The sequence below is a fragment of the Streptomyces sp. NPDC024687 genome, from assembly GCF_055559055.1.
This window is the reverse complement of record NZ_JBVHLJ010000007.1, coordinates 390,123-401,039: the sequence shown is the minus strand read 5'-3', so window position 1 is coordinate 401,039 and position 10,917 is coordinate 390,123. Positions and strand designations below refer to the sequence as shown.

Here is a 10,917-nt window from a genome sequence, read left to right as displayed (position 1 = left end):
TCAGTCCTTCTTGCCTCGGCCCCGGGAAACCGCCCGGCCCACGATCACGGTACGCCGGGAGGATTTCGCGGGCACGTCGTCGTCCTTGCGGCCGCTGATCGCGCGACGGACGCCGTAGCCGAAGGCCGCGACCTTGACCAGCGGGCCGCCGAAGGTGGAGGCGACGGTGGTGGACAGCGCGGAGGCGTTCGACGTGACCTCCTGGACGTCCGAGGCGATCGCGTCGACGCGCTCGATCTGGGTCTGCGCGGAGCGCACCGCGGTGGAGGCCTCGGCCAGCAGCGGAACGGCCTGGTCGGTCACGTCCGCCACGAGTTTGGTGGTCGCCTTGAGCGTCTGGGCCAGCCTCGCCAGCGCGACGGCGAGGAAGGAGACCAGGATCGCCCAGAAGACGGCCACCAGGATCCCGGCAACCTCTCCACCGGACACTGTGTGCACCCGCTCCCTGATACGTGCTGTCTATGGAAAAAGTCTCCGCCGAGCCTATCGCGCCGGGGACGGCGGTCCGCACCGGATCACCCCTCGCCCGCGGCCGGGTTGCCCGTGCCGATTGTACGGAGTGCATACGCTTCAGTACTCTCCGTGTTCCATGCGCAGTGATCAGCCCGACGACACCGAGGTGAACGGCAATCTCCCGCTGGAGCTCGACGGCTTCGTGGGCCGGCGCGCGGAACTCCCGGAGCTGGCACGGGCGCTCGACACCTCGCGGCTGGTGACGGTGACGGGCCCCGGCGGTATCGGCAAGTCACGGCTCGCGGCACGGGTGGCGGGCGGCCGGTGCGCGCCGGCCGACGGGGTGTGGCACGTCGAGCTGGCCGCCGTACGCGATCCGGAGTTCGTCGACTACGCCGTCGTGGAGTCGCTGGGGCTGATGGACCACACCGCGCGGCCTCCGCGCGAGGCGCTGCTGGAACATCTGACCGGGCGTCAACTCCTGCTGGTTCTGGACGGTTTCGAGCATCTGGTGGACGCGTGCGCGGCCTGGTCGTCGATCTGCTGGGGCAGCTGCCGACGCTGGCCGTCCTCGCCGTGGGCCGCCGACCGCTGGCCGTCGCCGGCGAACAGGTCTTCGCGCTCGGCCCGTTGGGCGAGGACGAGGCGGTGGAGCTGTTCGCGGAGCGGGCCGGACGGCTGGGGGTGACGGTCGGCGACGATCCGGAGGCACGGGAGCTGTGCCGGCGCCTGGACGGTATTCCGCTGGCGATCGAGCTGGCCGCGGGCCGGCTGGGGGCACTGTCTTCCGGGCAGCTGCTGGAGCGGCTCGACGACCGGTTCCGGCTCCTGACCGGTGGTGGCCGGGACGCTCTGCCCCGCCATCGGACACTGCGCACGGCGATCGGCTGGAGCCATGAACTGTGCACGGCCGAGGAGCGGTTGCTGTGGTCACGGCTCTCGGTGTTCGCGGGGCAGTTCGACCTGGAGGCCGCGGAGTACGTGTGCAGCGGCGGCGGTCTGCACTGCGACGACGTCCTCGACGTCCTGTCCGCGCTGCTCACCCAGTCGGTGGTGGCCCGTGAGGAGACCGCGACCGGAGTGCGCTACCGGATGCTCGACACGGTCCGGGCGTACGGCGCCGAGTGGCTGGAGGCGACGGGCGACGCGGTCCGGCTGCGCAGACGGCACCGCGACTGGTACGTGGGCCTGGCGACCTGGTGCGAGCTGGACTGGTTCTCCCCGCGCCAGAACGAGGTGGCCGCGCGGATCGAGGCCGAGCTGCCGAATCTGCGCTGTGCCCTGGAGTACTCCCTGACCGAGCCGGACGGGGCGGAGCTGGCCCGGCTTCTGGCGGGCTCCCTCTGGTTCTGCTGGGTCGGCTGCGGCCGGCTATCCGAGGGGCGGCACTGGCTGGAGCGCAGCGTCGATCTGGAGCCGGGCCATGAGCACACCCGGCTGAAGGCCCTGTGGGTCCTCGGCTATGTGGCGATCCTCCAGGGCGACACCGTGCCGGCGCTGGCGGCGCTCCAGGAGTGCCGCCAGGAGGCGGAGCGCTCCGCGAACGCGACGGCGGTGGCGTACGCCGAGCACCGCGCCGGCTGTCTGGCGCTCGTCTCGGACGACATGCCCCGCGCGGAGCGGCTGCTGCGCTCGGCACTGGAGCGGTACGAGGAGATCGGCGAACTCAACAGCAACGTGCTGATGGGGCAGGTCGAGCTGGCGATGGCCCGGGCCTTCCTGGGCGACCTGCCGGACGCGGTGCGGCTGTGCGAGGAGGTGCGCCGGGTGTGCGAGGACCACGGCGAGCGGTGGGCGCGGTCGTACGCGCTGTACGTCCTGGCGTACGCGGCCTGGATCGAGGGGAACACGGCACGCGCGCGTGAGTTGCTCACCGACTGTCTGACCTGCGCCCACACCTTCCACGACCTGCTGGGCTCGGTGCTGTCGATCGAACTCCTCGCCCTGGTCACGGTGGCCCAGGGCGACGCGGCCGAGGCCGCCGTCCTCCAGGGTGCGGCGGCCTCGCTGTGGCCTTCGGTGGGCCTGCCCCTGTTCGGCTCGGCCTACTACAACGCCCCGCACGAGCTGTGCGAGGCGATGGTCCGGGAGCGGCTGGGCGACGAGCGGTACCAGCGGTGCCTGGGCCAGGGCCGGGCGCTGGGGCGGGAGGCCGCGGTGTCCCGGGCGCTGGGCGGCGCACGTCCGCTCGACGGGCTGCCGGCACCACGGGGGCGCGTGCTGCAGACCGAAGTGAGCCTCGACATGCAGCAACCCGCCGCCTCGCCCACCCGGAAGGGCGGGGAGACGGCGGGCTGAAGTGGTGCGGGTGCTACGGCCTGCCGGTGATCAGCGGGCGTAGTACTCGACGACGAGCTGCTCGTCGCAGATCACCGGGATCTCCTTGCGGTTCGGCTCGCGGTCCAGGCGGAAGGCCAGGGCGCGGAGGTTCACCTGGAGGTAGCGCGGGGTCTCGCCGTCGGGGGCGAAGCCGCCCTCACGGGCGATCGAGAAGAGGGTCTTCTCGCGGCTGCGCTCGCGGACCATCACGACGTCGTCGGGACGGACGCGGAAGGACGGCTTGTCGACCTTCTGGCCGTTGACCTCGATGTGGCCGTGGACGACCATCTGGCGGGCCTGGTAGATGGTGCGGGCGATGCCCGAACGCAGGACCAGGGCGTCGAGACGGCGCTCGAGCTCGATGACCAGGGCCTCACCGGTCTTGCCCTGGGTCTTGGCGGCACGCTCGTAGGCGCGGACGAGCTGACGCTCGGACACGTCGTACTGCGCGCGCAGACGCTGCTTCTCGAGCAGACGGACCTTGTAGTCCGAGTTCTGCTTGCGACCACGGCCGTGCTCACCCGGGGGGTAGGGACGGGCCTCGAAGTACTTGACGGCCTTCGGGGTCAGCGCGATGCCGAGGGCACGCGACTTCTTGACCTTCGGGCGGGGCTGGTTCGCCACTGTCTCTCATTTCCTGGTTTCGGCTTGTCAGGGTTGAGGGAGGTCGCATCCGCAGCCGGGGAAACCCGCCGGGTCCTCGAAGGACCTGGAGGGCAGCCGCTCCCTGGTCTGGGCACATACGTGCAGCACGCGAGTGGCCCACCTACCGCTAGCGGTGGTGGGCTGCCCGCGACACCATTCGAACGGTGCGCGACGCTCCGGGAACCCCACTGGGGGTTCCGGCTGACCGTCCCGTTCTGACTGCACGGGACACAGCACTTCGAGGGATTCTACAGGGTTCTCAGGACCGCTTGCGACCGAGGTGTCTGCGGGTCCACTCCACCGCGTCCGCGTACCGGGCCTCGGCGCCGTGCCGGGTGGGTTCGTAGTACTCGCGGTCCTTGATGGCGTCCGGGGCGTACTGCTGCTCGGCGATCCCCTCGGGCAGGTCGTGCGGGTAGACGTAGCCCTGCGCGTGCCCGAGTTTGGCGGCGCCCTTGTAGTGCCCGTCGCGCAGATGCGGCGGCACCGGCCCGGCCAGACCCTTGCGTACGTCCTCCATGGCCGCGCCGATCGCCGTGGTCGCGGCGTTGGATTTCGGGGCGAGCGCGAGGGCGATGGTGGCGTGGCTCAACGTCAGCGCGGCTTCGGGAAAGCCGATCATGGCGACGGCCTGGGCGGCGGCGACCGCGATGGGCAGGGCGTTCGGATCGGCCAGGCCGATGTCCTCGCTGGCGGAGATCATCAGGCGGCGGGCGATGAAGCGGGGGTCCTCGCCGGCCTCGATCATGCGGGCCAGGTAGTGCAGGGCCGCGTCCACGTCGGAGCCCCTGATGGACTTGATGAGGGCGCTGGCCACGTCGTAGTGCTGGTCGCCGTCGCGGTCGTACTTCACGGCCGCCCGGTCGACCGTCTCCTCCAGCGTGGTGAGGGAGACCTCCGGCTCACCCTTGTCGAGGGCGGCCCCGGCGGCGGCCTCCAGCGCGGTCAGGGCGCGGCGGGCGTCGCCGCCGGCGATGCGCAGGAGGTGGTCCTCGGTGTCCTCGGGGAGGGTGACGGCGTCCTTCAGACCGCGCTCGTCGCTCAGCGCCCGCTTCAGGAGCCCTCTGAGGTCGTCGTCCGAGAGGGGTTCGAGGGTCAGCAGCAGAGACCGGGACAGCAGTGGGGAGATGATCGAGAAGTACGGGTTCTCGGTGGTCGCCGCGATCAGGGTCACCCAGCGGTTCTCGACCGCGGGGAGCAGGGAGTCCTGCTGGGCCTTGCTGAAGCGGTGGATCTCGTCGAGGAAGAGGACGGTCTCCTTGCCGAAGCCGCCGGTGGCGCGGCGGGCGCCGTCGATGACCGCGCGGACCTCCTTGACCCCGGCGGTGATCGCGGAGAGCTCCACGAAACGCTTGTTGGTGGCCTTGGAGACGACGTACGCCAGGGTCGTCTTGCCGGTGCCGGGCGGGCCCCAGAGGATCACCGAGGAGGGTCCCGCGGGACCGCCGCTGCCCTCACCGACCAGCCGGCGCAGCGGCGAGCCCGGCTTGAGCAGGTGCTGCTGGCCCACCACCTCGTCGAGGGTGCGCGGGCGCATCCGGACCGCCAGAGGACTGCCGGCCGGGTCCTTCTCCTGGCGCTCTTCCGCCGCGGCGGTGAACAGATCGGGCTCCACACGGAAACCCTAGTTCACGGCACTGACAACGCCGTCGGCCGTCGGTCAGGCCCAGAGCTTGTCGCCCCAGCGGGTCAGGATCAGCATGACGATGACGCCGCAGTGCGTGACCGGCAGGACCCAGGTGAACTCGGCGAGGAACCGCTTGAGCCAGCCCGGGGACGGCAGCAGGTCGTTGCGGATGTTGAACGAGGTCACGTACCAGAACATCGTGATCGTCGCGACCCAGGCCAGCGAGCACCACAGGCACAGCGCGTTGATGCGGTACAGCGACTGGAACTGCAGCCAGGTGCAGAAGGCCACGCCGAAGAGCGTGCCGAAGTTGAAGGTGAGCCAGTACCAGCGCGGGAACGTGGCGCGGGCCAGCAGGCTCATGCCGACGCAGATGACGATGCCATAGCAGACGAGCCCGAGCATCGGGTTGGGGAACCCGAAGGCGGCGGCCTGCTTGCTCTCCATCACGCTGCCGCAGGAGACGATCGGGTTGAGGGAGCAGCTCGGCGTGAACGTCTTGCCGCTGACCTTTCCCTCGAGGATCTTGAACTTGTCGATCGTGATGACCCACGCGGCGAGCAGTCCGGCGGCACCGGTGATCACCATCAGCAGCGCGAAGGCACGGCTGCCGCCCACCGTCCGGGGCGCGGCATCGGCGCTCGCCGACGAGGGCTCGGGATCCGTGGAGACGTCTTTCACTGTGGTCTTGCTCATCACGCCGATCCGTCTGCTTGAGAGTTGGACCTTCTTCGGGCAGGGGCCATTGTGCCGCACCTGGAGGCTTGTCCACCGTTCGGTGGACATAAGGAAGTACGCACAGTCGTCCCCGAGCGTTCGGTTCCGGCCGATGCTCACAGGCATGACCACACACGCGAACGAACTCGCGGTGGACGTTCGGGGGCTGCGCAAGCAGTACGGCGACGTGACCGCGCTCGACGGGATCGATCTCGGCATCCGCACGGGCGAGGTCTTCGGCCTGCTCGGACCCAATGGCGCGGGCAAGAGCACCACGGTGGAGATCCTCCAGGGCAACCGGGACCGGGACGCGGGTGAGGTGTCCGTGCTCGGCGCGGACCCGGCGCACGGCACACGCGCGTGGCGCTCAAAAGTCGGAATCGTCTGGCAGGACGAATCCGCGCCCGCCGAGTTGACGGTCGCGGAGACCGTCCGGCATTTCGCCCACTACTACCCGCGGCCGCGGGACCCCGAGGAGGTCATCGGGCTGGTGGGTCTGGAGGCCAAGGCGGGCAGCCGGATCAAGGCCCTGTCGGGCGGCCAGCGCCGGCGCCTCGACGTGGCGCTGGGCGTGATCGGGGGCCCCGAGCTGCTGCTCCTGGACGAGCCGACGACCGGCTTCGACCCGGCGGCCCGGCACCAGTTCTGGGACCTGATCCGCAAGCTGTCCGTCGAGGGCACCACGATCCTGCTCACCACGCACTACCTGGAGGAGGCCGAGGCGCTCGCCGACCGGCTGGCCGTGGTCTCCCGCGGCACGGTCGTCGCCGAGGGCGAGCCGGCCGCTCTGCGGGAGCGGTACGGCTCCGGCGCGACCGTCGAGTGGACCGAGCCGGACGGCACCCCGCGCGCCGAGCGCACGGACACCCCGACCGGAACGGTCGCCGCGCTGATGCGCCGCTTCGACGGCGAGATCCCGGGGCTCCAGGTCAGCCGCCCCACGCTGGAGGACGTCTACCTCCGGCTCACCGGACAGGAGGACGCGCGATGACCACGGCCGCCGTGCGGGAAACCCGCGGTCATGCCCGGGCAGGGCTGCCCGGCGTCTGGGGGCTCGGGCTGCGGCGGGGTTCCCTGGAGATCAAACAGTTCTTCCGCCAGCGCGACCAGGTGGTGTTCACCTTCGCCTTCCCGGTGGTCTTCCTGTTCCTGTTCGCGTCGATCTTCAGCGACGACGTGGAAGGGGCCGGCATCAAGGCCTCGCAGCTCTACGTTCCGGCGATGATGGCCGCCGGCATCATGTCGACGAGCTTCCAGTCGCTCGGTATCTCGATCGCCGTCGAGCGGGACGAGAAGGTGCTGCGCAGGCTGCGCGGGACGCCGATGCCGCCGGCGGCGTACTTCCTCGGCAAGATCTGGCTGGTTCTGGTCACCGGCATCCTGGAGACGGCGATCCTGCTCTTCGTCGGCACCACGCTGTACGACGTCGACCTGCCCTCGGACGCCGGCAAATGGTTCGCCTTCGCCTGGATCTTCGTGCTCGGCCTGACGGCGTGCACGCTGCTCGGCATCGCGATCGGTTCGGTGCCCAAGTCCGGCAAGAGCGCGAGTTCCGTGGTCGTCCTGCCCTTCCTGGTCCTCCAGTTCATCTCCGGGGTGTACATCGCGATCGACACGATCCCGGACTGGATGCTGAACATCGGCGCGCTGTTCCCGCTGAAGTGGATGTGCCAGGGGCTGCGCGGGGTGTTCCTGCCGGACTCGGCGCAGGTCCTGGAACAGGCCGGCGGCTGGGAGTTCGGGCGCACCGCCCTGGTGCTGGGGGCGTGGTGCGTCGGAGGATTGCTGCTGTGTCTGCTGACCTTCCGGTGGAAGAACCGGCGCGACGGATGAACGGTCCGGCGGACGCCGGGGGCGCGTACTCGTGGGACCGGTCGTTCCGGCTCTGGGACACCTACTTCGCGCTGATCTGGCTGGCCACCCTGGTGTTCGTGCTGGGAACGGCACAGCCCGGGTGGCCGGTCCGCGTCACCGCGGCGGCCCTGCTGGTGCCGCTGGTCCCCCTCTTCGTCCGGGTCGGGCGTCCGCTGCTCCGGCAGGATCCGCCCGACGCGCGCGAGGCGCTCACCTATCTCGGCGCGATGATGGCGCTGTTCCTGCCCTCGGCGATCCTGGTCGGCGAGACCCGGCTGATGACGTTCGCCCTCGTGCCCCAGTGCTTCATGACACTGCGGATGAAGTGGGCGCTGACCGCCGTGGCCGTGATCAACCTGGCGCCCGTGCTGGGCTGGGCCCTGCTCTGGTGGCCGAGCGACCAGGACGTCTTCTTCAACGGCCTGTTCGCCGTCGTCACCCTGGTCTTCTCGGTGGCCGTGGGCAGCTATGTCATCCGGATCATCGAGCAGAGCCAGGAACGGGCGGCGCTGATCGCCGAGTTGGACACCAGTCGGCACGAGGTCTCGCGGCTGTCGGCGGCGCACGGGGCGCTGGCCGAGCGGGAGCGGATGGCCCGGGAGATCCACGACACCCTCGCCCAGGGTTTCACCAGCCTGCTGATGCTGATCCAGGCCGTGGAGGCCGAGCTCGACCACGACGTGCCGCAGGCCCGCCGACATCTGGCCCTGATGGACGAGACGGCCCGGCTGAACCTCGCCGAGGCTCGGGCCCTGGTCGCCGACGGCACCCCCGCCGACCTGGACGGCGCGACGCTGCCGGACGCCCTGGACCGGCTGGCGGCCCGGCACTCCGCGAAACTCGCCGTGACCGGGCAGGTCCGTCCGCTGCCCACGGGACCCGAGGTCGTCGCCCTGCGCTCATGCCAGGAGGCGCTCACGAACTGCCGTAAGCACGCGGGGAGTTCGGCGACGGTAGGTGTCGACCTGGCCTACACCGACGACAGCCTCACCCTCTTCGTACGGGACGACGGTCACGGCTTCGACCCGGGGGCCGTCCGTGACGGCTACGGTCTCGCGGGGCTCCGCGCCCGTGCCGCCGAGGCCGGCGGGACGGTCCGGGTGCACAGCGCGCCCGGCGGCGGCACCACGGTCACCGTCCGTCTGCCCGTACCGCCCCCGAGGAGCTGTTTATGATCCGGATCATCCTGGCCGACGACCACCCCGTCGTGCGGGAGGGCCTGCGGGCCATGCTGACGGCGGAGCCGGACCTGGAGGTGATCGCCGACGCGTCCAGCGGGCCGCAGGCGGAGGCACTGGCCGCGGAACTGCGGCCCGACATCGTGCTGATGGACCTGCGGATGCCGGGCGGCTCGGGCGTGGAGTCGATCGTGCGGATGACCGAGGCCGGGCTGCCGTGCCGGGTGATCGTCCTGACGACGTACGAGACGGACCGGGACATCCTGCGGGCCGTGGAGGCCGGGGCGGCCGGCTATCTCCTCAAGGACCTGCCCCGGGGTGAACTGGCGCAGTCCATAAGGGCCGCCGCGCGCGGCGAGACAGTCCTGGCACCGACCGTGGCCGCCCGTCTGGTCGACCAACTGCGCACCAGGCCGGAACGGCCGCGGCTCTCGGAGCGCGAGACGGCGGTACTGCGCCTGGTGGCGGAGGGCTGCACGAACGCGGAGATCGGCCGCAGGCTGTTCATCGGCGAGTCGACGGTGAAGACCCATCTCCTGCGCGTCTTCGCCAAGTTGGGAGTGGACGACCGGACAGCCGCGGTCACCAGCGCGATGCGGCACGGGCTGCTGGACCAGTGAGGCGTCGTGTCGGACGCCGTCGACGCGGTCGGGTCACTCCCTGGGGGGCGGCCGTTGAGCCTGCGTGCCGGGCAGAGCCGCTGGGCACCGGCCTGCGCTGCCGGTCCGGCCCTGTGGCTGGGCCGGGGCCCGGGCGACGGCCCCGCACCCCTTCTCTCCCTCGGCGGGCCTGCCGAGCCGGCGGACGACAAGGGCGCCGGCCTCACGACCGGCGCCCCTCCCATGCGAATCCGTCAGCCGAGCCTGGACTCCAGCTCCGCCACGATCTCGTTGACCCCGATCGCCGACTGCTCCCCGGACTCCATGTCCTTCAGCTGTACGACGCCCTCGGCGAGGTCGCGTTCGCCGGCCACGATCGTGTAGCGGGCGCCGCTGCGGTTGGCGTTCTTCATGGCGCCCTTGAGGCCCTTGCCGCCGTAGGAGAAGTCCGCCGCGATGCCCACCTTGCGCAGTTCGGTGACCTTGGCGAACAGGATCCGGCGGGCCTCCTCCCCCAGCGGCACCGCGAACACGCTGGTCGCGGAGGGGAGTTCGAGCTCCACGCCCTCCGCCTCCAGGGCGAGGACCGTGCGGTCGACGCCGAGGGCCCAGCCGACGGACGGGAGCGCGGGGCCGCCGATCATCTCCGACAGACCGTCGTAACGGCCGCCGCCGCCCACCGCGGACTGGGAGCCCAGACCGTCGTGGACGAACTCGAAGGTCGTACGGGTGTAGTAGTCGAGGCCGCGCACCAGCTTCGGGTCGTCCTCGAAGGCCACGCCCGCCGCGGTGATCAGCTCGCGGACCTCCTCGTGGTACGCCTTGCAGGCGTCGCACAGGTAGTCCCGCAGCAGCGGGGCGTCCCCGAGCTGCTTCTGCACCGACTCGCGCTTGTCGTCGAGGACGCGCAGCGGGTTGATGTCCGCCCGGCGCAGGGTGTCCTCGTCGAGGTCCAGGCTCCGCAGGAAGTTCTGCAGTGCCTCCCGGTACACCGGCCGGCACTCCTTGTCGCCCAGGCTGTTGAGCAGGATGCGGAAGGTCCTGAGGCCCAGCGAGCGGTACGCCTGGTCGGCCAGGATGATCAGCTCGGCGTCGAGGGCCGGGTCCTCCGCGCCGATCGCCTCGGCACCGACCTGCGAGAAGTGCCGGTAGCGGCCCTTCTGCGGACGCTCGTAGCGGTAGTACGAGCCGGAGTACCAGAGCTTGACCGGCAGGTTGCCCGTCTTGTGCAGGTTGGCCTCCAGCGCCGCGCGCAGCACGGACGCCGTGCCCTCGGGGCGCAGGGCCAGCTTGTCGCCGCCCTTGGTCTCGAAGGCGTACATCTCCTTGGTCACGATGTCGGTGGACTCACCGACCCCGCGCGCGAACAGCTCGACGCTCTCGAAGCCGGGGGTCTCGATGTAGCCGTAGCCCGACGTGCGCAGCGGAGCGGCGATCGCCTCCCGGACGGCCAGGAACTTGGCGCTGTCCGGCGGGATCAGGTCGTACGTGCCCTTGGGGGCCTGAAAGGTGCTCACGAAGTCTC

Annotated in this window: 9 protein-coding genes and 1 pseudogene; 5 read left to right on the top strand and 5 right to left on the bottom strand. The window is 70.8% G+C overall.

Annotated elements, in window-relative coordinates; translation table 11 throughout:
* Positions 1-438, bottom strand: coding sequence for a DUF948 domain-containing protein (locus ACZ39I_RS28345; RefSeq protein WP_467247461.1), 438 nt, complete (start codon positions 436-438; stop codon positions 1-3).
* Positions 439-589: 151 nt separating this feature from the next.
* On the opposite strand from ACZ39I_RS28345, the pseudogene ACZ39I_RS28340 reads away from it, so the two are divergent.
* A pseudogene (locus tag ACZ39I_RS28340) lies at positions 590-2,751 on the top strand (ATP-binding protein).
* A 30-nt stretch (positions 2,752-2,781) separates the two neighbouring features.
* On the opposite strand, the gene rpsD reads toward ACZ39I_RS28340, so the two are convergent.
* The 3 genes from rpsD to ACZ39I_RS28325 form a co-directional block, all read right to left on the bottom strand.
* Entirely contained in the window at positions 2,782-3,396 is a 615-nt protein-coding gene (gene rpsD / locus ACZ39I_RS28335) for a 30S ribosomal protein S4 (protein WP_037714931.1), read from the bottom strand.
* A 280-nt stretch (positions 3,397-3,676) separates the two neighbouring features.
* A complete protein-coding gene (locus tag ACZ39I_RS28330) occupies positions 3,677-5,032 on the bottom strand; it encodes a replication-associated recombination protein A (protein ID WP_352389982.1) in 1,356 nt (451 codons plus the stop codon).
* 45 nt (positions 5,033-5,077) lie between these two features.
* On the bottom strand, positions 5,078-5,740 hold the full coding sequence (locus tag ACZ39I_RS28325) for a vitamin K epoxide reductase family protein (protein ID WP_467247459.1): 663 nt from the start codon (positions 5,738-5,740) through the stop codon (positions 5,078-5,080).
* A gap of 145 nt (positions 5,741-5,885) precedes the next feature.
* On the opposite strand from ACZ39I_RS28325, the gene ACZ39I_RS28320 reads away from it, so the two are divergent.
* Genes ACZ39I_RS28320 through ACZ39I_RS28305 form a run of 4 tightly spaced genes read left to right on the top strand, consistent with a single transcriptional unit; the run spans position 5,886 to position 9,413 of the window.
* Positions 5,886-6,752: an ABC transporter ATP-binding protein gene (locus ACZ39I_RS28320; protein ID WP_467247457.1), complete on the top strand. Its 867-nt coding sequence runs from the start codon at positions 5,886-5,888 to the stop codon at positions 6,750-6,752.
* On the top strand, positions 6,749-7,594 hold the full coding sequence (locus ACZ39I_RS28315) for an ABC transporter permease (protein WP_467247455.1): 846 nt from the start codon (positions 6,749-6,751) through the stop codon (positions 7,592-7,594). Before ACZ39I_RS28320 ends, ACZ39I_RS28315 begins: the two co-directional genes overlap by 4 nt.
* Complete coding sequence (locus tag ACZ39I_RS28310; protein WP_467247453.1) at positions 7,591-8,790, top strand: sensor histidine kinase; 1,200 nt, start codon at positions 7,591-7,593, stop codon at positions 8,788-8,790. Before ACZ39I_RS28315 ends, ACZ39I_RS28310 begins: the two co-directional genes overlap by 4 nt.
* On the top strand, positions 8,787-9,413 hold the full coding sequence (locus ACZ39I_RS28305) for a response regulator transcription factor (protein WP_352389987.1): 627 nt from the start codon (positions 8,787-8,789) through the stop codon (positions 9,411-9,413). Before ACZ39I_RS28310 ends, ACZ39I_RS28305 begins: the two co-directional genes overlap by 4 nt.
* Positions 9,414-9,646: 233 nt before the next feature.
* On the opposite strand, the gene hisS is transcribed toward ACZ39I_RS28305, so the two are convergent.
* Positions 9,647-10,909, bottom strand: coding sequence for a histidine--tRNA ligase (gene hisS, locus ACZ39I_RS28300; protein WP_467247451.1), 1,263 nt, complete (start codon positions 10,907-10,909; stop codon positions 9,647-9,649).
* Positions 10,910-10,917 lie beyond the last annotated feature (8 nt).

What these genes read in the sequence shown, in the direction of transcription:
- ACZ39I_RS28325 (WP_467247459.1), bottom strand. Translation starts at nt 5,740, where the DNA reads ATGAGCAAGACCACAGTGAAAGACGTCTCCACGGATCCCGAGCCCTCG.
- ACZ39I_RS28320 (WP_467247457.1), top strand. Translation starts at nt 5,886, where the DNA reads ATGACCACACACGCGAACGAACTCGCGGTGGACGTTCGGGGGCTGCGC.
- ACZ39I_RS28315 (WP_467247455.1), top strand. Translation starts at nt 6,749, where the DNA reads ATGACCACGGCCGCCGTGCGGGAAACCCGCGGTCATGCCCGGGCAGGG.
- ACZ39I_RS28310 (WP_467247453.1), top strand. Translation starts at nt 7,591, where the DNA reads ATGAACGGTCCGGCGGACGCCGGGGGCGCGTACTCGTGGGACCGGTCG.
- ACZ39I_RS28305 (WP_352389987.1), top strand. Translation starts at nt 8,787, where the DNA reads ATGATCCGGATCATCCTGGCCGACGACCACCCCGTCGTGCGGGAGGGC.